Source organism: Neorhizobium petrolearium (assembly GCF_017873175.1).
Taxonomy (GTDB): domain Bacteria; phylum Pseudomonadota; class Alphaproteobacteria; order Rhizobiales; family Rhizobiaceae; genus Neorhizobium; species Neorhizobium petrolearium.
In genome coordinates this window covers 459545-481193 of the sequence record NZ_JAGGJW010000001.1, presented here as the reverse complement: position 1 = coordinate 481193, position 21649 = coordinate 459545, and the positions used below count along the sequence as shown (strand labels likewise).

The following is a 21649-nucleotide window of genomic DNA, read 5'->3' as shown; positions in this document are numbered from 1 at the left end:
ATCCTACGATTTCTCAACAAAATATTCCCCCACACGACAGATGTGGGAGAAAGATCATCCATAGCAGAATTCCTGGGTCAAATATCGAACTGATAGCTCTTCGGTACGAAACGGTAGCCGGTCTCCCGCTTCTCGACGAAGCCCACCGCAGGGAACGGCATGTGATAGCCGAGGAAGGCAACCTTGTCGGTGGCGATCATATCGAAGACCTTCTTTCGAGAAGCAGCCGCCTCTGCCTTGTCCATATCGAAACGCACCTCCCAATCGGGACGTTCGAGCGACAGAATGTAATGATTAGCGGTATCGGCCGTCAGAACCAATCGCCTGCCTTCCGACTCGATGTTGAAGATCAGATGACCGGGCGTGTGCCCGGGCGCCAGCAAGGCCGTAATTCCGGAGACGACTTCCCTACCGTCCTGAAGGAAGGTCATCTTGTCCGCATGAGGCTTCACATTGGAAAGTACCGCCTTGTGATTGCCCTCAGCGGGCGTGCCGGCGCGGGCCGTGTCGGTCCAGAAATCGTATTCCGCCTGACCGGTAACATAGCGTGCCTTCGGAAAGGCCGGCTTGCCGTCTTCCATGATGCCGCCGATATGGTCGCCATGCATATGGGTGATGACGATGATCGAGATGTCCTCCGGCATATAGCCGGCGGCCGCAAGCCCCTCTACCAGGCGTCCGCCACCCTGAGCTCGCGCCGCCTTGCCGAGACCGGTGTCGAAAAGGATGACATCGCTGCCGGTATCGATCAGCGTCGGGGAGAAGCTGTTCACGAACTGGTCCTTCGGCAGGAAGTTCTGCGTAAGCAGTTCGCCCACAGTTTCCGGCGACTGGTCGGTCCCGAAGGTTTCGCCCGGATTGCCGGAGGGACGGGCGCCATCCTTGACCACCAGAACCTGAAAGCCGCCGACCTTGAACTGGTGAATATCTGGTGGCGTTACGCGATCGATCTCCAGCGGCTTGTTCTCCTGCGCGAAAACAGGGCTCCTGATGATCGCGGGGGAGGCGATAATTCCCAGGCCGGCGGTGCCAAGCAGCGCACGCCTGCCGATTTCAAAAGACGTCATGATCTTGTTCCCTCTTGTGCCATCGCAGAACCCGCCCCGAATCCGCGGATGGGGAAGAACATAACCGCCGTCTGCGACAGGGAAATCCGATCTCACGCAGACGTGACACAAAATGGCAAAAGGTGAGATTCTGCAATTGGCAGAGGGGATCAACAGGTTTACAGGGAGGCCGTTGCGCTGACCGCTGGCCCCCTCATGAACCGTATCATCCCGCTTATCCTTGCTGTCGCCCTCTTCATGGAGCAGATGGACTCGACCGTCATCGCGACGGCGCTTCCAGCAATCGCCGCCGACCTCAATGTCGGACCGATCACGCTCAAACTGGCCCTGACCTCCTATATGGTCGCACTCGCCATGTTCATTCCGATCAGCGGCTGGATGGCCGACCGCTTCGGTGCAAAAAAGATTTTCCGGCTGGCGATCCTCGTCTTCGTCATAGGCTCGATCTTCTGCGCGGTTTCATCCTCGCTGATCGAATTCGTGCTGTCGCGCTTCCTGCAGGGCATGGGCGGCGCGATGATGACGCCGGTCGGCCGGCTCGTGCTGCTGCGCACGACCAAGCGCAGCGAACTCGTCTCTGCCATGGCATTGCTGACCATTCCCGCGCTCATCGGACCACTCACCGGCCCGCCGATCGGCGGCTTCATCACCACCTATTTCACCTGGCACTGGATCTTCCTGATCAACGTGCCCGTCGGCCTTCTCGGCATATACCTCTCCACCATCTTCCTGCCGGAGGTGGAGGCCACCAATCCGCCGTCGATCGACTGGTGGGGCTTTCTGCTTACCTCGATCACCGCGGCGGGTACCGTCTTCGGGCTCTCCGTCATCAGCCTGCCGGCACTGCCTCCGGCTGTCGGCATCTCGGCCACAGCCATCGGGCTCGCCGCCGGCATCGCCTATTTTGCTCACGCGCGAAACCATCCGGCACCGATCCTCAACTTCAGGCTCTTCCAGAATGAAGCCTTCCGGGCCGCAAGCACCAGCGGCACCCTGTTCCGCATCTCGACAGGCGCCATTCCTTTCCTGATGCCGCTGATGCTGCAGCTCGGCTTCGGCCTCAACCCCTTCCAATCCGGCCTCATCACCTTCGCCGGGGCTCTCGGAGCGCTGATGGTGAAATTCGTCGCTCGCCGCGTGTTCGCACTCACGGGCTTCAAGGTGACGTTGATTGTTTCGGGCATTCTCGGCGCCGCCACGACCGCCGCCAACGGCTTCTTCACACCGGAAACGTCGCACGCGCTCATCGTCGCCTTCCTGCTGATGTCCGGCCTCTGCCGTTCCTTCTTCTTTACCGGCTCCAACGCACTCAGCTATTCGGAAATCAGCGACGAGCAGGCAAGCCAGGCGACGTCGATCGCCTCGGTACTGCAGCAGATCAGCCTCGCGCTCGGCGTCGCCTTCGCGGCCTTCATCCTCGAAGCATCGTCGGCCGTTTCCGGATCGCACCTCCAGCTTGCTGATTTCCACCTCGCCTTCTTCCTGGTGGCAGCCCTTTCGCTTCTTTCGATCGGACCGCTGCTGAGACTCGACCCGATGACGGGTGCGGCCGTTTCCGGCCATCGCTCCGGAAGGATGCAACCGGAAGCGGGCGAATAGATCAGGCTTGCTCGTCGGCGCCGGCGTTTTCCGCTTTGCGACCTTTGAAATGCTTGGCGAGCAGGAACATTTCCACCGATTCAGCGCGCGAGGCGGCGGGCTTCACATGGATGACCTGCCTGAAATTCCGCTTCAGCATGTCGAGCAGTTCGCGCTCCGTGCCACCCTGAAAGGTTTTTGCCAGGAAGTGGCCGCCCTCGCCCAGCACCTCGACCGCAAAATGCGCAGCCACTTCACAGAGATACATGGTGCGAAGATGATCCGTCTTCTGGTGGCCGGTCGTGGGCGCTGCCATATCGGAGATGACGAGGTCCGGCATGCCGCCGATTGCTTCCATCAGAAGCCGCGGAGCCTCGGGATCGAGGAAGTCGAGCTGCAGGACCTTCACACCCGGCAAAGGCGCCATTTCCAGGAAATCGATCGCCGCAACGCGGATATCCTCGTCCGTCGAACTGGTGACGTTTGCCGCGATCTGCGACCAGCTTCCGGGAGCGGCTCCAAGATCGATGATCCGGCGCGCGCCCTTCAGGATGTGATGCTTCTCGTCGATTTCCAGCAGCTTGAAAGCCGCGCGGGCGCGATAACCTTCCAGCTTGGCCCGCTGCACGTAAGGATCGTTGATATGTCGCTCGATCCAGCGGCGGGAAGAGGCCTTGAGCTTGCCCTTTTTGACCTTCTGGCCGAGTTTGCGGCCGGTGCGGTTGCCGGCGCCGGGAGATTTGGAGGGTGGTTTCGTCATCGCCTCGCCCCCGCTTCCTCATGTCCGCCGGTACCCGGCCTGCGCGGCCGCACGCGACGCCAGACGCCGTCATCCGCCATCATATCCGTCAACAGTCCCTCGCGCAGGCCGCGGTCGGCCACCCGCATGCGCGGGCTTGGCCAGCGGCGCCGGATCGCCTCGAGGATGGCACAACCGGCGAGCACCAGATCGGCGCGATCCGGTCCGATGCAAGGATTGGCCGCACGGCCGGCGAAATCCCAGGAAAGAAGCTTTGCCTGCATTGCGGTCACTTCCGCATCGGTCAGCCACAATCCGTCGACCTTGCGGCGGTCATAGCGCGGCAGATCGAGATGCACGCCTGCGAGTGTGGTCACCGTGCCTGACGTACCGATCAGGTGGAAATCTTCAGCGCCCGGACGGTACACCGGACCGAGCGACGGGCAATCGAAATTCGCCAGCATGCCTTCGACTTCCGCCACCATGGCCGAAAAGACTTCCGGCGTCACATCCCGCCCGCCGTGACGTTCCGACAGGGTAACAACACCCACCGGCAGGGATGTCCAATGGGTGATGTGGTTGGCGAGCCGGCTCGAACGATTGTTGCCGATGCGGATGACGGCGATCTCCGACGAGCCGCCGCCGATATCGAAGAGCACGACCGAGCGCGCTTCGCGGCCGACCAGCGACGAGCAGCCGGAAACCGCAAGCCGGGCCTCCGTTTCCCGATCGATGATTTCCAGCTCCAGCCCTGTTTCCACCGTCACCCGGGCGAGAAACTCCTCGCCATTCACGGCAGAGCGGCAAGCCTCGGTGGCGATCAGCCGCATCCGACGGACCGGTTTGTTGGCAAGCTTGGCAGCGCAGATGCGCAAGGCCTCGACTGCCCGATCCATGGCCTCCAGCGACAGCCTGCGGCTCGCTGCAAGCCCCTCGCCTAAGCGAACGATGCGCGAAAAGGCATCCACCACCCGGAACTGGCCGGGCCGTGTCGGCTGGGCGATCAGAAGGCGGCAATTGTTGGTGCCGAGATCCAGTGCAGCATAGAGATCATTGACATAGATAGGCCTGTCGCCCTGCGTATCCGGAGCGGAGGCCTCGCCCCCTGCTCTGCCTCGCATATCCCTGGCTTGTGTCGGCGCCGCTGCAGCAGGCGCCGACGCCCTTACGGCATTCGACACCGCCTTGGTGGGAGCAAGCGGGCGCCCTTGCGGGCCACGACCACCACGATTCTTCTTGCGCCGGTTGCGGGATTTGCCTGAAGGCGGGTGGGCTTCGCTTTGGCCGTGGGCACGCTCTCCCGATACCGGAAATCCGGAGGCATGCGACGCCTCCTGAGAGCCACCGGATTTTGCGCGCCGACGCTTGCGCTTGCGCGCTGGCGGGCCTGTTTCCTGAGTATGGGGACGTCCGGCAGACGCGGCCGAATCGACCGAGTCCAAATGACCGAGCGACGCCGCGTTACGGCGTTTGCCGCCCCGCTTCGCCTTCTTGCGCCGGGAGGATCGCCCCTCTCCATGCGCTGCCGCCGACGCCCCGCCTTCCGGCGGCTTTGCGCCGCTATCGGGGTCCATCACTGTTTAAGTCCATCTTGCCGCGCAAAGCCTCAAAAAGGTATGCCGCTGGCGTCTGATTGTTTCGTTGGCGCAAAGATAACAGCATGATGCGCTTTCGCCAACGGCTTTTTGCTGGCTGTCGCATAGCCTTCGATCCTCGTCTTTTTGGTGCCCGGCGAAGTCGGGCTTCGAAAGCCCGTTCTGGCGCTCAATTTTTTCGAAATCGGTATTTGCAATCCGGCCGCTTTTGTTTATAAGCGCCGCACACCAGCCGAGCCGCTTCATCGGCCGCTTCTGCTGGGGAATAGTTCAATGGTAGAACAGCGGACTCTGACTCCGTCGATCTTGGTTCGAATCCAGGTTCCCCAGCCAATTTAATTTCTTCGTTATTTTTCAAATGCTTAAAGGCTCACGCCTTACAGGAACCGGAACAGTCCTCCGCATCATTTCTCCGGATCATCTCCAAAATTGTAGCGTCGAATTCATCCATCGTATTCAAACGGCGGCCCTCCAGGTTCGGTACGGACGTCAGCGCCTCCGGCAACTTGCTCGGCCCTTAACGGCCTAGGAACCGTTCCGATCCGTTTCCCATCAACAGAAGCTCCCGGCGATGATGGCTGGCACGTGGACGGGAGTTTTGGCCCCGAAAGTCTGGATTTCATGGATTGGCGAGATATCGAGAGCCGAGAACATCCCTGACGTAGTATTGGTGCCACTGTCTCATTTCGGTCTAGCCGACGTGCGACCAATAGCGGTTTGGGATGCTTTCGCCGACGGTAGTTACATGACCGAGCTACATCGTTCAGATGGCTGACCAGGCCTGATGGCCGCTTCCGGCCGATGGTCGCATCCTATGCCATTCCTTTCGCGCCAGAAGCGGACTTTGCGACCGTCGCAAAAGTCGGGAAACAACGCCGGTTTCGCGAATTTTGCGAATCCGTTTTTAGCGGGTTGACTTAGAGTGCGCTCTAACCGGTAGCTTACCATGCGTCGTGACGAAAGAAGTGCGTTTATGAAGATTGGCGAACTGGCAAAGCGTTCGGGATTGTCGGCCTACACCATTCGTTACTATGAACGGATCGGTCTGCTCCCCCATGCCGACAGAGACCAATCGGGCCAACGTGACTATGACGCATCAATCCTGACCTGGATGGAATTTATCGATCGTCTCAAAACGACCGGAATGCCTATTAGGGAAATGCTGCGTTACGCGGCCTTGCGGGAGCGCGGCGTCGATACGGAAGCGGAGCGCGGCGTGTTGCTCGAACAGCACCGCGAGCGTGTACGTGCGCACGTGGCCAAACTAAAAGCCTGCCTTGAAGTCCTCGACACCAAGATTGCCGGATATGCCGGCAAGGAACAAAGGATGAAAGACAATGACGCACCAATCCACGAACGTCGGCGAAAGCCGGCTGGAACGCGGCAAGCGGGCACTCGCTGAAATCGATGGCGACGCCGGCCACAATGTAATTGCCGCTCTGGCTGACATCGCCCCCGACTTCGCAAACTACGTGTTCGAGTTTTCGTTTGGCGACATTTACAGCCGCCCCGGCCTTGATCTGCGCGCCCGTGAGATTGCGACCATCGCGGCACTGACGGCGATGGGAACAGCGACCCCACAATTGAAAGTTCATATTGAGGCGGGTCTGAATGTAGGGTTGACCAGGGACGAAATCACCGAAGTCATCATACAGATGGCGGTTTATGCCGGCTTTCCTGCGGCGCTCAACGGGCTGTTTGCAGCCAAGGAAGTCTTCGCCGCCCGGTTCCGTTAATATCGGGCAACATTGCCGCGGAAACCTTAGAATTTGTGATAGATTTCGCCATTGGTTTATACGGGAAATATCCTTGACAAACCGGCTCGCAAAAGTCGGCCCAAGTGGCCAACCTTTGCGGCGGTCGAATGACCGCTTCTGGGCCGAGGAACGAACCCGCTGCGCGGGAGGGCGTCTGCGGCTGATGTAGAGGAGTCGGGCTCGAGTTTTCGCCCGGATTGAACGTTGCCCAGCAAGGGCAGAGCATGACGAGCTTCTTCAACAAAGGAGCCTGACCATGCACAACCAACCGAGCTAGTGCTTCGCAACCATGTCTGCTGCATCCTGATGGTGACCGAGCGGGACGCCACAGATGTGGCGCTCAACCGCGTTTGGGCCTTCCATATTAAAATGCCTCGATATAAGCACCGAGGAATTGCCGACTGTGGATAGACACAACGGCGACAACGGCATAGATGCGCCTCACTCCAATGCTACCTATAATTGCAAAACTATCTTGCCCTAAAGCAAAAATTTGACACATGATCGTCGATACTGTAAGCAACACTTATCGATGCTTTGTTTGCCGATATTTTGTTTTTGCTGCGCCTCGCGCTTCTTGACGAACTTTCCATCTCAAAAGTCGAAACAACCGTCGTGCGTCGCCCGGCGGTAGGAACAATGTTGCTATGAAAGGGTTCGTCATGACCACTGGCACAGTTAAATGGTTCAACGCCACCAAAGGCTTCGGCTTCATCCAGCCTGACGACGGCAGTGCCGACGTCTTCGTTCACATCTCTGCCGTCGAGCGCGCCGGCATGCGTTCTATCGTCGAAGGCCAGAAGCTCAGCTTCGAACTGGAACGCGATCACAAGTCGGGCAAGATGTCCGCCGGCCAGCTACAGACCGCTTAGAGTTTTGGTTCGTCATGACCGCGGATGTACCGGCATGGCGGCAAAAGTTTGCGAGGGCCAGGCTATTGTCTGGCCTTTTCTGTTAACGGCATGGCCGGCGCGGATATCCGCGTGACTCCCGGCCGGTCTGTATACCGGCCTTTGACGGCCTGTTGACGAGGAAGACAAGATTGAGACACCCGAACGACAACAGCTTTGCGGAACGCCGCAAAACCGCGGCGGATGCCAGGCGGGAGCTTTTGGCGAAATTCGCGTCCGCTCCGAAACCGAGCGATCCCGTGATGCAGGAACGGCGCGCCGCGCGTGAAGCCGTTGTCGCAGCCCGGGAGGCACGCCGTGCCGAACGCGATGCCCTGAAGGCGGCGGAGAGCGAACGCATTCTGATGGAAGCGACGGCCTTGACGGCAGCCGCAGAAGCCCATGAGAAGGCCGAGGCGGAAGCCCGGCAGGCGGAAATCAACGATCGCATTTCTCGCGTCGTCGCCGATGAAGCCGCCCGCAAGGCGGAACGCGATCGCCGCTACGCGGCACGTAAGGCCCGTCAACGCTGACAGATGAAGGATGTGCCGGGAGCGGGCAGGTAAACCCCACTTCGATGGCGCTCACGCCGAGACCAAGAAAAGCGAATGGAATTCCATGAACGCCAATGCCCATGCAATTGACGCGGCTTCCGGAGACGATGCCGGTATCTGGCTGAAGATCCTTTCGAAATACCGGCAGCCGCATTCCGGGCGGAGCGTTTTCGAGCTCCTCGTGACGGTTTTCCCTTTTGCAGCCTTCTGGGCCGGGGCCTATATCTCCGTCTTCCAGGGGTTCTGGCCGGGTCTGATCCTTGTCCTGCCGGCTGCCGCCTTTTTGCTGCGCCTCTTCATGATCCAGCATGATTGCGGACATGGCTCGTTTTTTGGCCGCCGGCGTCTCGATACCTGGACCGGCCGTATCATCGGCGTGCTGACCCTGACGCCCTATGACTACTGGCGGCGGGCGCATGCCGGCCACCATGCCACGGCAGGAAACCTCGATGAACGGGGTGTCGGCGACATCACCACGCTGACTGTCGCCGAATATTATTCTCTTTCCCGGTCGAGACGTCTTGCCTATCGGCTCTATCGACACCCGCTCGTGATGTTCGGCGTCGGACCTGCATGGCTTTTTCTCCTCAAGCAGCGCCTGCCCTTCGGCATGATGAGCTCCGGGGTCATGCCATGGATGTCCACCATGGCAACGAACCTGGCGGTCGCAATTCTGACCGTCCTTATGATATGGGTCGTCGGGCTCATTCCGTTCCTGCTGATCCATCTGCCGGTCGTGCTTATCGCGGGAGCAGCCGGCGTGTGGCTTTTCTACGTCCAGCACCAGTTCGAGGAGACGCACTGGTCGAAGACAGCCGAATGGCAGTTTCCCGAGGCTGCGCTTCATGGCGCCTCCCATTACGACCTGCCGCCGGTGCTCCGCTGGATGACCGGAAATATCGGCGTTCACCACGTCCATCACCTGTCGAGCAGGATTCCCTATTACAGGCTGCCGGAGGTATTGCGCGACCATCCGGAACTGGGGGATATCGGCCGCATAACCCTGTGGCAGAGCCTGCAATGCGTCAGGCTCGTGCTCTGGGACGAAAGGAGCGGCAAGCTGGTTTCGTTCCGGGATGCCGCCAAGGTGGCCAGGCCGTCAGGTTGCGGCCTCAATCCCCGAACACAACCTTAATTAATTGCCGCCACATCTTGTTCTCACCACAGTTGAAGCCTATACGTATCTCATCGACTTTGCTTGTTGAGCTACGTTTCTGCACCGCAGGTGCCCGAGCTGATCTTCCCTCTCAAACTCGATTATGACCGCATTCGGCGATCGGCCGATTGCGAACACTTGTGATTGAAAGGAAGTCGGCATGAACGATGGTATCGTGAAATTCTTCAACACGGCAAAAGGCTTCGGCTTCATTCAGCCCTCCGATGGCTCAAAGGATGTGTTCGTTCACATCTCCGCCGTCGAACGCTCGGGCATGACCTACCTCAGTGAAGGCCAGAAGGTCAGCTATGACCTCGTGACGGACAAGCGCTCGGGCAAAAGCGCGGCCGAAAACCTTCAAACTGCCTAACCCACCAAGCTTCCGGTCTTTGACCATGGATGTACCGGCACAGATCGTCGAAGCCTTGGGAGGCCGGGTTCTCACCCGGCCTTTTGTTTTTCTTTCACGAAAGCGATTTTTATGAAAAAGACAGACGCGCAACAGCAATCGAAGAGAGCCGAACGCCAGGTGGCGAATACCAGCGGAGGCGGGCATCTCGGCGGCACGAATTTCGGCCAAGGTTATGATGCCAAGACATCGTCGGCGAAAGGCAAGCAGGACAAGGGCCGCAGAAATACCGGCAAGAACTGACCGGCTTCCCCGTCACCGATCGGAAGATGAGCCCGCCAGAAATGGCGGGCTTCTTTATCGGCGGATCTGCCCGATCCGTCGAAGCCGTATTCCCTGGCGCTATCACGGCGATAATCCGGGGAAACTTCGCATTGGCGCGACATTTGCCAGACAAACGGCCGCCCCGGCCTTTGTTAAGACTTAATTACGCTTCATCATCGGCAGTCGGCAACAACTGATACGGGCGTTGTCGTAAGGGCGGCCAAAGTGCCCTAGCCCCAATCAAGGAGGACGACATGTCTTCCAGATCCCGACATTTTCTGCACAACTCATATGACATGGTGGCTCCCAGAGCGGTGGCAGGCCTGAGTTTTGCCCTCATCATCTTCATGTTATCCGAGGGATGGCTATGGTGAGAGTTCAAACCAGCCGGCCGGGAGGAAAACCATGCTGCTGACAGCACGATGGATGCCGCCGGTGAAAATCGGAAATGCTTCGATCATCGGCCCGTTGGAGGCTCATCATTTCATGATGAAATCCTGGCCCCATGTAAAAGGGGCGCAGTTTGCGCTGGCGCATATGGCGATACTGGCAGCCCTGGACGGACGCCAGACGCCCCAGGAAGCCCGCGTCTCCTTTGATGGGGCTGTAAGGGAAGCCTGCCTGAATAAGACGCATACCATTTGAACATTTCAAAGACGGGCAGCTCCGCGACCCGTCATATTGGCGACGGCACCATATCAGCGATCAGTTATGGAGAACCCGTGGAATCGGACGTCATACGAATTGAATTTGGAACCCGCTGGAAAGTGCCGGTTTATGTTGCCATCGGAGATGAGCCGACCCGAAAGGTCAGTGGCCCTCAAGATGCCCTTCAATATCTGACCGACAATAGGGCCATCCAGACAGGGTTTCCTTATTGGAGAGCGCGCCATCGTTGTTACGATGCGTTGAAAGGCTTGATCACGCCTGAAGAAATGCGCGACGACTTCATCGCCGCATGCGCGCAGGCGGATTTTCGCCTGAGATAGCCGTAGCGTAACACTTGAATTCGCCGGGTGCGTGCGCGCTTTGCATTTCGGGTAGTCTTGGACCCTCGCAGGGCGGCTCCCGGAGACCGCAAGAGCTAGCCCAGATCCGCAGCTGTGAGCGTATAGGTCGTTCCGCGCTTGGGGTGATAAAGTCTCGTCGCGGCTTCCTGAATGTCGGGACGGGCCGCATCGAAGGCCCTGAGATAGTCAGTCTCCGACATTCCGGCCGACGTCTTTGCAAGCGCGGCCGCCTCCACAAAGAACCGAACCTCGAACATGCCATCATAGCCGAGAAAGCGCACCACCTTGCGCACATCGTCGAAGCTGCGGCTCCTGTTCGGAAATAGAAGGGTCATGACGGGCTCCGCTTCAAGAAATAGGGAACGCCGAAAGACCGGCGCTCTCGATGGATTACTTGTTCTTCAGAAGCCACATCTTGCCAGCCAGGGTAATCCCATGGGCGGCCTCTTGCGTCTTCCCGTCGGGATCGAGACTGCGCAGAAGTCCAAACTCCCGCAACGTGGCCAATGTCGACGATGTGAGAAACTTGATCTTTTGCGGTCGCTCCCGAAACCGGTCGTTCTTTGCATAGGTGACGGAGGCATCAAGGTGCGTCCATCGATCGCCCTCCCGCGGAAACAGGTCCCCTTCCTTGGCGAGTTTCAGGCCCCTGATCTGGGCGGGTGTAAGCGTGATCGTATTCACTGTTCAGTCCTTGCGTGGATAGAAAGATCTTTGAAAATAGTCGCCTATGGTCCCTCTGCCTGCGCTCGGAGAATTATGCGGACATAGCGGTCGGGCAAATCGCATCAGCACCGCGCCTCACGATTTCCGTCGCGCCAGCGGATATGCTTCGGCCTCGTAGAGCTTGCGCATCTGCATGCCATCGAAACGCGCTTCATCGATTTCCAGCACGGACCCTCGAAGAAGAGAGGCCGGCATATCCTCGATCGCAAAGCGAAGAGCTTCGGCGGCGGAATCGAACCTTTTGTAGCGGAGGCGACTCCTTCTGTTGATGGTCTTGCACGGGTAGAGCCCCGCACCTGCATTGTAGTCGAAAGCCGCCATAAGTCCTGTTCCTTGCGATCGGAGGGAGATGGAGATTTTGTCGAGGGCAATCGGGCTTCACCGCTCCTGCGGCATCAACGGAAGAACGAGGTCAGCCCGACGGTGTCCGTGGCGCGTTTTTGGAGACGCTGCTTCATCTCGGCGAGTTTCGTTTCCCGCTTCCGGAGAATTTGTCTGCTGCGAAAATCCTGCAGCTTCGCGGCATCGGATCCCTCTGCGGGATCTGGACGCTTGAACAGGCCTTCGGCGGCATGGCGGGTTGTCTTGATCATGATTGGCATCCTCAGTATGGCTGCCAGACGAGGGCGTCCGGCACAAACCTCTCCTCCAGCCGGGGGGCCAGAGTTCGCAACGTTCGCAAAATCAGGGTTTGCCAAGCAACCGGCGCAGCCGGGAGGATCAGGTAGCCGCAAGGCTGAAAACGTACCTTTTATATAGTGTTGCAGTGCGTCGCTTTCAAGATGCTGCACGAAGGGTCAAAGCCTTGCTTGCCAAAGGCAGAAATGAAGCTCAAGGTATTTTGTCGGCTGCAACTGGTCAGGGCGCTGCCGCCTGAGGGACGGATGTGCCCTAGCCCCGACAAGAGGAGGACGCGATGTCGTCCCGATCCTCGCATGCCAACTTCCTGCTTTATTTTCAGAAAATGCTCCTGAACGCAGACTGCGAAAGCGGGCGAAATCCAGGAAACCGTAAAGTTGGGATAGTCTCTGCCGCGGCTCGCAGGAGGCGGCACCTTCAGGGCCCGCCGCTCGTCGGTCCGATGATATCGCCCAGGCCTGCCGCTGCCCTGGAAACTCCGGAGAAAAAGCCGAAGCTTCGGTAGCCCCGCAATGCCCTTGGCTATTTCCCGCCCGTCCGCGTCGCTTCTCGGACCTTCGGTCTGAGATAGGCGGATACGGCCTATTGGAGACAAACTCATGCGCCAACCATCTTACAGGGCACTGGCCCTGACCATAGCTATCCTCCTGCTTTTTGCATCGATGCTCGGTTCCCAAGCGTTTGGCCAGTCCGCGAAGCCGATGCCTGAAAATGCTCAGGCGAGCCGCTACGGCTCCGGCTGGGACTGCAATCGTGGCTTTCGAAGGCAGGATGATGCCTGTTCTGAGGTGAAGCTTCCGGACAACGCCTTTCTGACGAACACCTCTTACGGCAAAGGCTGGGATTGCCACTACGGCTTTCTCGAAAAGGGTGATCAATGCCTCGCCGTTCAGGTTCCGGAGAATGCCTACCTCGACCCGTATTCCGGCGATCGCTGGAGATGCCTGCGTGGTTACCGTCAAAGCGACATGGGCTGCGACCTTATTAAAGTTCCGGAGAACGCATTCTTGTCGGACACGACCCAGGGATCCGGTTGGGAATGCGAGAGGGGTTATCGGACAACCCAACAGGCATGCATCAGGCTCGAAGTCCCCGCCCACGCCTATCTGACAACCGGCGGAGACGAGTGGAGGTGTGATAGAGGCTTTGAGAAGAAGGAGCAGGCGTGTGTCGCCGTCCGGGTTCCGGAGAACGCTATTTTCGTCGACGCATCCTATGGGCAGAAATGGAAATGCGACCGAGGCTTCGAAATGAGGGCCGATGAATGCTTACGGATCGAGCTTCCTGAGAACGCGCATCTCAACTCGACCGGCAATGGCTGGGACTGTAGTCGTCCCTATCGGCTGCGCGGCGGTGTCTGCGTCATGGATTGAAGAACAGTGGAGGCGCCCTACGGTGCCTCCACCGAATTCATTTGGATTTCTTCCCCAAGCCAAGACCGCTCTGAGCAAGCTTGACTTGTGCCCCTTGGGCCGCAGCCACTGGAGTTGCGCTCTTATCCTTCTTCGGTTTTCGAGCTTCCCGATTGCTGCGTATTTGACCCTTGGCCATTTTAGCCTCTCCTGTGCCGGTGGTATAGGATTGTTTCAGTTCGCGACGATGCATCTGTCGCCTCGATATCGATCGAGGCCTCGTTATAGCAGAGGTCGTGCTGTATCCCTGCGCTCGCCCAGATAGGCAACAATGCCCACGGATCGCGCCTTGCCAAAATCGGCTAAGCGGGACAGCGTTATGCCTGCTCCGGTGACGCCCGCCTGAAAGCCGCTGATGGCAACTTCCGCATGTCGAGCGCGCTCACCGGCTTCCTTGAGTTCGATATTCTCGCGGTATCCCGATCCACCAACCCGAACCAGATTACGCGCGATGTTCTTAGGATGAAGGATGGAAGACATGGCCTCCTCCTTTCATTGGGGCCAGGGTATGGATGCCCTGAAGCAGCAGCGCCCTTTAAACGGCTGCTGAAGTTCGGAGCATGCGCTTGTGTCCGGGCAAAAGCAACGGATAGCGCCCGACACGGAAGCTAAAAGCTCAAGCTCCAGCCGTCAAAGAGGTGTCCTGGTCGCCTTAGCGAAGCTAACACAGCTTGGCAGGCCTGCAGGCAAAAGCAGATATCCCCGGCAACTCATGGCCATGGAGAAACTTCGTCCCGACAAATGAAGCTCAATCAGTCATGCTCTCCGCGGCGCGCGGCATCTTTTGCATTGACAATGGTGCAGTACATTTCAGCCTGCTTTTCGGACAGGTCCACAAGAAACCACGTCGAGGGTTTTGCAGGCAGGCCTGTGAAGACATCATAGACGGTCCAACTACGATCTATTTCTTCACGAACGGCATACCGCACTGTTAGGTCTGCCATCCAATCCCCTTGAAGGATGGCAGCAGCCAGGACGGCATTTGCATCATCGATCATCCTCAAACTAGCATACAAGAAGTCGCGAGTCCTTCTCGTCGCGTTTCTTTTCGCGATTGGTTACGTTCCCGGTATTCCGGGAAAGATTTCTGCCGACCTGGGCATTCTGCGGGCCGAGCACGGCCACGCCAGACGTCTTGGGCTGAAAAGCATGCCTGTCGAGGGCACGAACCAGATAATATTTCTTCTCCTGTGATTATTCGAGATCAGCGTCGATGCGCGTGATGAGCCCATCTGCATTGACCGAGATGTCGAGGAGACCGATCTCGTGACCGAAGTCTCCGGTGAAATCGACCCGCACGCGGGCTTGGGTCTCGCTGATACTCTCGATCGAGAGGAAGCGGGTGACCGTGTGATAACCGATGAAGTATCGCGTGATGTAGTCGTGGATGCCTGGGTGGCCGTCAAAACGGTGGCCGGTCGACGGGTCGTCGATCACCGCTTCCGGGGTGAACAGGGTCAATGCCGCGTCGGGATCGAAGGCGTTGGTAGCGGCGATCAGCGCATCTGCCGTCTCGCGCAGTGTATCTGCGGTCATCGCATCAGCCCCCCTGCTGCCAGCTCTTGAAAACGAATTCGAGGCTGTAACCGTCCGGGTCCCTGACCTGCGCCGCATAGTAGCGGGGATCGTAGTGAAGCTGCGGCCCCGGTAGGTGGATTTCGGCCGCCCCGGCCGCCAAAGCCTCGGCATGCGCGGCATTCACGATTGTCTCGGAACCCGCGATAAAGCCGACATGCGCGGCGCTGGGCGCAACCGTGCCCTCTCTCAGCCAGAAGAACATTCTGCCTCTGGCACCGAAGCCCTTGAGGTCGGGATGCCCCGCCGGGCCTTGGCTGCCGTCATAGTCGTGGCGAGTGGTGAAACCGAGGATCGGGAGCACTCTCTCGTAAAAGACGACCGAGCGCCCGATATCGCTGACCGTGAGGAAGATATGATCGAGCATGAGAGCCTCCTCAGATGATGTAGCCGCCGCCGATTTCGATGTTCTGGGCATTGATCCAGCGGTTCTCGTCCGACAAGAGGCTCGCGACCATGCAACCGACATCGTCCGGTTCACCGACGCGACCGAGCGCGGTCTGCCCGGCGAGCAGTGCCTCGAATTCTTGGCTGAGGCCTCCGCCGAGTTCGGTGCGGATCGGTCCCGGCGCAACGGAGTTGGCGCGGATGCGGCGCTCGCCGAACTCCTTGGCCATGTAGCGGGTCAGCACTTCGAGGCCGCCCTTGAACGAGGCATAGGGCGCAACGCCGGCGGTGGCCACACGGCTGGTCGCGCTCGTCACGTTCACGATGTGACCGCCATCGGCCATAAGGGAAAGCAGTGCCTGCGTGAGGAAGAACGGCCCCTTGAGATGCACGCGGAACAGCCCGTCGAACTCTTCTTCCGTCACCGTCGCGATCGGGTTGTAGAGCCCGTATCCCGCATTGTTGACGAGAAAGTCGAAGGTCTGGGCTTTCCATGTCTTTGCCAGCGCTTCGCCCACTGCGTCGCGAAACCCGGAGAAGGTCGCGCTGTTGCTGACGTCCAGATCAAGAGCGAGGGCCTTGCCGCCGTCTACTTCGATCATGCTGACAACCTTCTCGGCGGCTGTCCTGTTGCTATTGTAAGTGAGGATGACGCCCATGCCGCGCTTGGCGCACTGGATCGCGATGCTGGCTCCAAGGCCGCGGCTTCCACCAGTGACGATGACAATGCTCATTTGGTGCTCCTTCGATCGGATAGCTGAGTGATAGCCGTCTGCCCTCGTGAGCGCTCGCACGATCCTCTTCGAATCTTGCCTATTTCTGCTTTGCCGTTGAATGCGAGCCGCCCGTGTGGAACAACAAACCCATGGACATACGACTTCAGGAACTGAAAAAATTGGCATCCCGGGCGGAGAACCGCCGCACCGAGACAGGCATTCCGCGCGTCGCCATGGTGCAGGGAGAAATCCCCGAACATAAGCTAGCCGCGGTCTACGATCCCATGGTCAATCTGATCCTGACGGGATCGAAGACCATGACGGTCGGCGACCGCACGTTTCGCTACGATCCCGCGACGTATTTCGTGATGTCGGTCGATCTGCCGGCGGTCGGCTCCGTGCACCCGTCGGATGATGGAGATCCCTATCTTGCCATTAGCCTGACGCTCGAGCCTGCGATCATCGCGAACCTGCTGGCGGAGCTGCCCAAACCTGCCGGAGGTGAGCTCTACAGCCCCGGCTTCTCCGTCGCGCCTGTGACGCCGGAACTGCTCGACGCCTGGCTGCGGATGCTGCGCCTGATGGAGCGTCCGAACGAGATCGCCGCTCTTGCTCCCGCCTATGAGCGGGAAATCCTCTTCCGGGTGCTGCAGGGGTCGCAGGGATGGATGCTGCGGGATATCGCGACGCCCGACACCGCTCTTTCGCAGATCGGCATTGCCATCCGATGGATCAGGGAGAACTTCGCCAAGCCGTTGCGCGTCGAGACCCTGGCGGAGATGGCGGCGCTGAGTGTTTCCGCCTTTCACCGTCACTTCAAGGCCGTGACCGCGCTCAGTCCGCTCCAGTACCAGAAGCACGTGCGGTTGCTGCACGCGCGATCCCTCCTCATCGCGGGCGAAGGCAACGCCACATCTATCGCGTTCGGTGTGGGTTACGAAAGCCCGACGCAGTTCAGCCGCGAGTACGCCCGGCAGTTCGGCCTGCCGCCGTCGAGAGACGCGGCGAGACTGCGCGAGAGAAATATTGCGGGTCCGATCATCGATTTCCATCACCGCGATTGACGACATTCTCAACGAAGTCCGCGAATGCCCGTGCCTTCGCACTCGCAAGCCTTCCCGTGGGAAATACGGCCCATAAGCCGACATCCGGAAGCTCCCAATCCTCCAGCACACGACGAACCGCTCCCGTATCAAGCTCGGGCCAAAACATCCAGTCGGAGGCGACCGCAAGTCCCATGTCAGCCAGAACGGCGGTCCGTATTCCTTCTGCGGCGCTGAAGCGGGCCCGACCGCTCACCACGACGGATGCCTCAGTCCCCTGCTTCCGGAAGGTCCAGTCATTGCCGAGCTGGGTGTAGACGACCGCCTGATGCCCAGCGAGATCCGCAGGTGTAGCAGGCACGCCATGTCGTTCGAGATAGGCCGGCGTCGCGATGACAGAACGGCGCCCGGAGGTGAGTCGCCGGGCGACCGCGGAGGAATCTGCAAGGTCGCCCATACGCAGCGCGACGTCGATGCCTTCCGAGATGAGATCGATGACGCGGTCGTCGAGGATCACGTCCACTTCAAGTCCTGGATGCGCTGCCATGAACTTCGGCAGGTGCGGCAGCACCATCAGCCTGGCAAAGGTCGTTGCCGCGCAGACTCGAAGGCGTCCCGAGAGGCCGGCACCGGCGCCTCTGGCCTCCAGTTCGGCCTCGTCGGCCTCCTGGAGCGCCGTCTTTGCGCGTTCGTAGAAGCGAACCCCGGCATCCGTCGGCGTCAAGCCGTGGGTGGAGCGGAGGAGAAGGCGGACCTGAAGCCGATCCTCCAACTGGGCGATCGTCTTCGAGATCGCGGGCTGGCCGACGCCGATCTGCCTCGCCGCGCTCGAAAACGAGCCCGTTTCCACAACCCGCACAAACGCGGTCATCGCCTGTAGCCTGTCCATACCTATTCCCCTTTGGAATAAGCATTATCGCCTCGACACCGCTGCCGCAATAGATTGGGAATGGTCATAACTCCCTCCAACGACAACACAGCCGATGGAGATGAACATGATCGAAGTGCATGCCTTCGCGACACCCAACAGCGTCAAGGTGCCGATTGCTCTGGAGGAGATGGGTCTTGAATACGATCTGAAGCCGGTCAACGTCCGCAAGGGCGAGCAGAGGCAAGCGGCGTTCCTCGCCCTCAATCCGAACGGCAAGGTGCCCGTCCTGGTCGATGACGCCGACGGCGAACGCCTCGTCCTGACGGAAAGTGCCGCGATCCTCGTCCATCTCGCGGAAACGACGGGCAAGCTGCTGCCGACGGATGCAACAGGCCGTGCTCGAGTCTTCGAGCAACTCTTCTTCCACGCCTCGGGCCTGAGCCCCTCCTTCGGCAATGCCGGATTCTTCAAGCGCTCGTCGCCGGAGCCGCAGCCTATCGCGGAAGCCCGCTTCACCGGCGAGGCCGAACGTATCCTCGCGCTGCTTGAGGAGAAGCTCTCTGGCCAGCCTTTCGTCGCGACCAACAGCTTCACCATCGCCGACATCGCCCATTTTGGCTGGCTCTGGCGTCGCCAGTTTCCCGGCCTGGTGCTCGACGGCCTGCCCAACCTGTCCCGCTGGTACGACACGGTCGCATCCCGTCCCGCCGTCCAGCGTGCCCTCTCCCGCATCGAGGCTCTTGTCCCTGCCGCATCCTCATCCCATCAAATAGGAGAATGACCATGTCGAACTTCGATAACTACAGATACGCCTTCCCGAATGCTCGTTTGACCCGCTCCGCAAACGGCATCCTCGAGGTCGTGCTGCACACCGACGGCGGCAAGCTCGTCTTCAACGGCCACACCCACGAGCAGTTCGTCGACCTCTTTCATCAGATCGGCTCCGATCCTGATAACCGCGTCGTCATCCTGACGGGTTCCGGCGACGCCTTCATGGACGCGATCAGCCCCGAGGGCTTCGATTTCTTCTCGCCGCGCGGTTACGACAAGATCTTCCGGGAGGGCAGGAAGGTCCTCATGAACATCCTCGACATCGAGGTGCCGATGATCACGGCGCTGAACGGACCGGTCCTGCTGCATTCGGAATATGCCCTGTTGACGGACATCATTCTCGCAACGCCCGAAACCGTCTTCCAGGACAAGCCGCATTTCGACTTCGGCATCGTGCCCGGCGACGGCGTGAACCTGCTCTGGCCGGAAGTGGTCGGAAGCGTCCGCGGTCGGCATTTCATTCTCACCCGGCAGATCCTCGATGCGCAGACCGCCAAGGACTGGGGCGCCGTCAACGAGATCGTGCCGGCCGACAGGCTGCTCGCCCGCGCCCATGAGATCGCCGAGGGGCTTGCAGCCCTGCCGCCGCTGACCAGCCGCTACACCCGCATCGCGCTGACCCAGAAGCTGCGCCGGATCATCGACGAAGGTGCCGGTTATGGCCTCGCGCTCGAAGGCATCAGCGCCGCCGAAGTCGCCCGCTCTCTGGCGGACAACGGCTGACCATTCCCGCGTCCGTCATTCATCCAAACCAAGATTATCAAGGAGATTCCATCATGACCCTGCAATCCAGGCTCGATGCCTTCAAGGCCGATTTCGAAGCCGGCAAACCGCCCTATAACGTGCCTTACTCCGTTATCGAAACCATGCGCCGCGCCACCGCAGAACTGATCGCCTCGGGTGCGGCCCAGCGTGCGCTGAAGGCCGGCGACAAGCTACCGGCCTTCACGCTCTCAGACCCGGAGGGCAACACGGTCTCGTCCGACGATCTCCTGTCGAAGGGACCGCTGGTCATCAGCTTTTACCGCGGTGTCTGGTGCCCCTATTGCAACATGGAACTGCAAGCGCTGCAGGAGGCGCTGCCGCAGTTCCAGGAACTCGGCGCAAGCCTGGTCGCGATCTCGCCACAGAATCCGGTCAACAGCCGCAAGTCCGTCCGGCAGAACAACCTCGCGTTCCCGATCTTGTCGGACCCGCACAACGATGTTGCAGCCGCCTTTGGCCTGCGCTTCGAGATGCAGGATTATCTGATCGAGCTCTACAAGTCGCTGAAGAACGACCTGCCCGCCTTCAACGGCGATCCGAGCTGGACCCTGCCGATGCCGGCCCGCTACGTCGTCGGCCAGAACGGAGTAATCCTCTACGCCGAGGTCAACCCGGACTACACCCGCCGTCCGGAACCTGAAGACATGCTGCCGGCGCTCCGGCGCGCCGCTTCGCTCTCCGCCTGATCGACATCCATTCAACAAGGCCTCGCTGCGGCAAGCGGCGAGGCCGAAAGGACATCCCATGAAAAGAACGTTTCTGATCACCGGGGCCAGCAAAGGCATCGGCCTTGCCCTATCAAAGTGCCTCGCGGATCACGGAGACGCCGTTATTGGTATCGCGCGCCATGCGTCCGAGGGTTTCCCAGGCGAGTTCCATCCTCTCGATCTTGCCGATGCGGCGTCCGGCGACAGGCTCGCGGCAATCGTCCGGGAAGCCAGGGTCGACGGCGTCGTTAACAATGTCGGCCTCGTTCGTGCGGCGCCCCTCGGCAACATCGCGGTCGCGACGCTTGAGGAAGTCATGCGTGTCAACCTCCACCCGGCGTTGTGCGCTACGCAGGCGGCACTTCCGGGCATGCGCTCGCGGGGATGGGGCCGGATCGTCAATATCTCCAGCCTTACGGTGCTTGGTAGCGTCGAGCGAACGAGCTATGCGGCTGCCAAGGCTGCTCTCGTTAGCTTCACCAGAAGCTGGGCGCTCGAGCTTGCCGCGACCGGCATCACAGTCAACGCCGTCTCGCCGGGGCCGACGGAAACCGAGCTGTTCCGGACAAACAACGCCCCCGGCAGCGCCGGTGAGGCGCGTTATCTTGCCGGTGTTCCGATGCGGCGGTTCGGCAAGCCCGAGGAGATCGCCGCCGCCATTGCCTTCCTCCTATCCGACGATGCTGCATTCATCACCGGGCAGTCCCTTCATGTCGACGGTGGAGCATCGATCGGGAAGGCGTCATTATAACCCAGATGTCAGTTTATAGCTAAGCCTTTGCAATTATTTGATAATCTAGCTTCCGATCTAATCCCGATCTTTATCTGCCTATGATCGTGAAAAACGCGTGTGACATCACATTTCGGTGTGTCGCGAGGATGTGTGTAACCAATCGCATCCCGCTTCCGTAAATGTACAGGAAAGCAGAGCTTGGCATCCGAGGCCATGCGCCTGTTC

Annotated in this window: 30 protein-coding genes and 1 tRNA gene; 17 read left to right on the top strand and 14 right to left on the bottom strand. The window is 59.7% G+C overall.

Features of this window, described 5'->3' with window-relative positions; translation table 11 throughout:
- Positions 1-77: 77 nt before the first annotated feature.
- A complete protein-coding gene (locus J2046_RS02480; protein WP_210049023.1) occupies positions 78-1067 on the bottom strand; it encodes an MBL fold metallo-hydrolase in 990 nt (329 codons plus the stop codon).
- Between the two features lie 195 nt (positions 1068-1262).
- Here J2046_RS02480 and J2046_RS02475 point away from each other — a divergent pair, with 195 nt between their 5' ends.
- On the top strand, positions 1263-2666 hold the full coding sequence (locus J2046_RS02475) for an MFS transporter (protein WP_210049021.1): 1404 nt from the start codon (positions 1263-1265) through the stop codon (positions 2664-2666).
- Position 2667: 1 nt separating this feature from the next.
- Here J2046_RS02475 and J2046_RS02470 read toward each other — a convergent pair whose 3' ends face one another.
- Genes J2046_RS02470 through J2046_RS02460 form a run of 3 tightly spaced genes read right to left on the bottom strand, consistent with a single transcriptional unit; the run spans position 2668 to position 5225 of the window.
- Positions 2668-3405 carry an RlmE family RNA methyltransferase gene (locus J2046_RS02470; RefSeq protein ID WP_210049019.1) on the bottom strand — a complete coding sequence of 246 codons (738 nt, stop codon included), beginning with the start codon at positions 3403-3405 and terminating at the stop codon, positions 2668-2670.
- A complete protein-coding gene (locus J2046_RS02465) occupies positions 3402-4961 on the bottom strand; it encodes a Ppx/GppA phosphatase family protein (protein ID WP_210049017.1) in 1560 nt (519 codons plus the stop codon). The genes J2046_RS02470 and J2046_RS02465 overlap by 4 nt, the downstream gene beginning before the upstream one ends.
- Positions 4962-4964: 3 nt before the next feature.
- Complete coding sequence (locus J2046_RS02460; protein WP_210049015.1) at positions 4965-5225, bottom strand: hypothetical protein; 261 nt, start codon at positions 5223-5225, stop codon at positions 4965-4967.
- Between the two features lie 13 nt (positions 5226-5238).
- On the opposite strand from J2046_RS02460, the gene J2046_RS02455 reads away from it, so the two are divergent.
- The 10 genes from J2046_RS02455 (at position 5239) to J2046_RS02410 (ending at position 10998) form a co-directional block, all read left to right on the top strand.
- Positions 5239-5312, top strand: a tRNA-Gln gene (locus J2046_RS02455).
- Positions 5313-5952: 640 nt separating this feature from the next.
- A complete protein-coding gene (locus J2046_RS02450; RefSeq protein WP_210049013.1) occupies positions 5953-6381 on the top strand; it encodes a MerR family transcriptional regulator in 429 nt (142 codons plus the stop codon).
- Complete coding sequence (locus J2046_RS02445; protein WP_210049011.1) at positions 6317-6715, top strand: carboxymuconolactone decarboxylase family protein; 399 nt, start codon at positions 6317-6319, stop codon at positions 6713-6715. Before J2046_RS02450 ends, J2046_RS02445 begins: the two co-directional genes overlap by 65 nt.
- 683 nt (positions 6716-7398) lie before the next feature.
- On the top strand, positions 7399-7608 hold the full coding sequence (locus J2046_RS02440; protein ID WP_210049002.1) for a cold-shock protein: 210 nt from the start codon (positions 7399-7401) through the stop codon (positions 7606-7608).
- 170 nt (positions 7609-7778) lie between these two features.
- Complete coding sequence (locus J2046_RS02435) at positions 7779-8159, top strand: DUF6481 family protein (protein WP_210049000.1); 381 nt, start codon at positions 7779-7781, stop codon at positions 8157-8159.
- 85 nt (positions 8160-8244) lie between these two features.
- Positions 8245-9315 carry a fatty acid desaturase gene (locus tag J2046_RS02430; RefSeq protein ID WP_210048998.1) on the top strand — a complete coding sequence of 357 codons (1071 nt, stop codon included), beginning with the start codon at positions 8245-8247 and terminating at the stop codon, positions 9313-9315.
- A gap of 181 nt (positions 9316-9496) precedes the next feature.
- A complete protein-coding gene (locus tag J2046_RS02425) occupies positions 9497-9706 on the top strand; it encodes a cold-shock protein (RefSeq protein WP_037158507.1) in 210 nt (69 codons plus the stop codon).
- A gap of 111 nt (positions 9707-9817) precedes the next feature.
- Entirely contained in the window at positions 9818-9988 is a 171-nt protein-coding gene (locus tag J2046_RS02420; protein ID WP_210048996.1) for a hypothetical protein, read from the top strand.
- A 426-nt stretch (positions 9989-10414) separates the two neighbouring features.
- Positions 10415-10654, top strand: a complete 240-nt coding sequence (locus J2046_RS02415) for a DUF982 domain-containing protein (protein WP_210048987.1) — start codon at positions 10415-10417, stop codon at positions 10652-10654.
- 77 nt (positions 10655-10731) lie between these two features.
- Complete coding sequence (locus J2046_RS02410) at positions 10732-10998, top strand: DUF982 domain-containing protein (protein WP_210048985.1); 267 nt, start codon at positions 10732-10734, stop codon at positions 10996-10998.
- Between the two features lie 95 nt (positions 10999-11093).
- Here J2046_RS02410 and J2046_RS02405 read toward each other — a convergent pair whose 3' ends face one another.
- The 4 genes from J2046_RS02405 to J2046_RS02390 all read right to left on the bottom strand — a co-directional run bounded on the left by J2046_RS02405 (position 11094) and on the right by J2046_RS02390 (position 12338).
- The gene (locus tag J2046_RS02405; RefSeq protein ID WP_210048983.1) at positions 11094-11354 is read right to left on the bottom strand and encodes a DUF1488 family protein; all 261 of its coding nucleotides are present in this window, start codon (positions 11352-11354) and stop codon (positions 11094-11096) included.
- A 55-nt stretch (positions 11355-11409) separates the two neighbouring features.
- Positions 11410-11703 (bottom strand): hypothetical protein, encoded by a 294-nt coding sequence (locus J2046_RS02400; protein ID WP_210048981.1) that lies wholly within the window; start codon positions 11701-11703, stop codon positions 11410-11412.
- A 117-nt stretch (positions 11704-11820) separates the two neighbouring features.
- Positions 11821-12066 (bottom strand): hypothetical protein, encoded by a 246-nt coding sequence (locus J2046_RS02395; protein WP_210048972.1) that lies wholly within the window; start codon positions 12064-12066, stop codon positions 11821-11823.
- 74 nt (positions 12067-12140) lie between these two features.
- Positions 12141-12338 carry a hypothetical protein gene (locus J2046_RS02390; protein WP_210048970.1) on the bottom strand — a complete coding sequence of 66 codons (198 nt, stop codon included), beginning with the start codon at positions 12336-12338 and terminating at the stop codon, positions 12141-12143.
- 645 nt (positions 12339-12983) lie between these two features.
- On the opposite strand from J2046_RS02390, the gene J2046_RS02385 reads away from it, so the two are divergent.
- Positions 12984-13757 carry a hypothetical protein gene (locus J2046_RS02385; RefSeq protein WP_210048968.1) on the top strand — a complete coding sequence of 258 codons (774 nt, stop codon included), beginning with the start codon at positions 12984-12986 and terminating at the stop codon, positions 13755-13757.
- 261 nt (positions 13758-14018) lie between these two features.
- Here the strand turns inward: J2046_RS02385 and J2046_RS02380 are convergent, their stop codons facing one another.
- The 5 genes from J2046_RS02380 to J2046_RS02360 all read right to left on the bottom strand — a co-directional run bounded on the left by J2046_RS02380 (position 14019) and on the right by J2046_RS02360 (position 16492).
- Positions 14019-14276 carry a hypothetical protein gene (locus J2046_RS02380; RefSeq protein WP_210048961.1) on the bottom strand — a complete coding sequence of 86 codons (258 nt, stop codon included), beginning with the start codon at positions 14274-14276 and terminating at the stop codon, positions 14019-14021.
- Positions 14277-14548: 272 nt separating this feature from the next.
- A complete protein-coding gene (locus J2046_RS02375; protein WP_210048959.1) occupies positions 14549-14794 on the bottom strand; it encodes a hypothetical protein in 246 nt (81 codons plus the stop codon).
- 196 nt (positions 14795-14990) lie between these two features.
- Entirely contained in the window at positions 14991-15332 is a 342-nt protein-coding gene (locus J2046_RS02370; RefSeq protein WP_210048950.1) for a nuclear transport factor 2 family protein, read from the bottom strand.
- A gap of 4 nt (positions 15333-15336) precedes the next feature.
- Positions 15337-15738: a VOC family protein gene (locus tag J2046_RS02365; protein WP_210048948.1), complete on the bottom strand. Its 402-nt coding sequence runs from the start codon at positions 15736-15738 to the stop codon at positions 15337-15339.
- A gap of 10 nt (positions 15739-15748) precedes the next feature.
- Positions 15749-16492, bottom strand: a complete 744-nt coding sequence (locus J2046_RS02360) for an SDR family NAD(P)-dependent oxidoreductase (protein WP_210048940.1) — start codon at positions 16490-16492, stop codon at positions 15749-15751.
- Between the two features lie 131 nt (positions 16493-16623).
- On the opposite strand from J2046_RS02360, the gene J2046_RS02355 reads away from it, so the two are divergent.
- Complete coding sequence (locus tag J2046_RS02355; RefSeq protein WP_210048938.1) at positions 16624-17538, top strand: AraC family transcriptional regulator; 915 nt, start codon at positions 16624-16626, stop codon at positions 17536-17538.
- On the opposite strand, the gene J2046_RS02350 is transcribed toward J2046_RS02355, so the two are convergent.
- Entirely contained in the window at positions 17513-18406 is an 894-nt protein-coding gene (locus J2046_RS02350; RefSeq protein WP_210048933.1) for a LysR family transcriptional regulator, read from the bottom strand. The two genes, J2046_RS02355 and J2046_RS02350, sit on opposite strands and share 26 nt — an antisense overlap.
- A 106-nt stretch (positions 18407-18512) precedes the next feature.
- Here J2046_RS02350 and J2046_RS02345 point away from each other — a divergent pair, with 106 nt between their 5' ends.
- From J2046_RS02345 to J2046_RS02330, 4 genes are read left to right on the top strand one after another with little or no spacing between them, the layout of a single operon-like run.
- On the top strand, positions 18513-19169 hold the full coding sequence (locus tag J2046_RS02345) for a glutathione S-transferase family protein (protein ID WP_210048931.1): 657 nt from the start codon (positions 18513-18515) through the stop codon (positions 19167-19169).
- Positions 19170-19171: 2 nt separating this feature from the next.
- Positions 19172-19942 (top strand): enoyl-CoA hydratase/isomerase family protein, encoded by a 771-nt coding sequence (locus J2046_RS02340; protein WP_210048929.1) that lies wholly within the window; start codon positions 19172-19174, stop codon positions 19940-19942.
- A gap of 53 nt (positions 19943-19995) precedes the next feature.
- On the top strand, positions 19996-20670 hold the full coding sequence (locus tag J2046_RS02335) for a peroxiredoxin-like family protein (protein ID WP_210048927.1): 675 nt from the start codon (positions 19996-19998) through the stop codon (positions 20668-20670).
- A gap of 58 nt (positions 20671-20728) precedes the next feature.
- A complete protein-coding gene (locus tag J2046_RS02330; RefSeq protein WP_210048925.1) occupies positions 20729-21442 on the top strand; it encodes an SDR family oxidoreductase in 714 nt (237 codons plus the stop codon).
- Positions 21443-21649 lie beyond the last annotated feature (207 nt).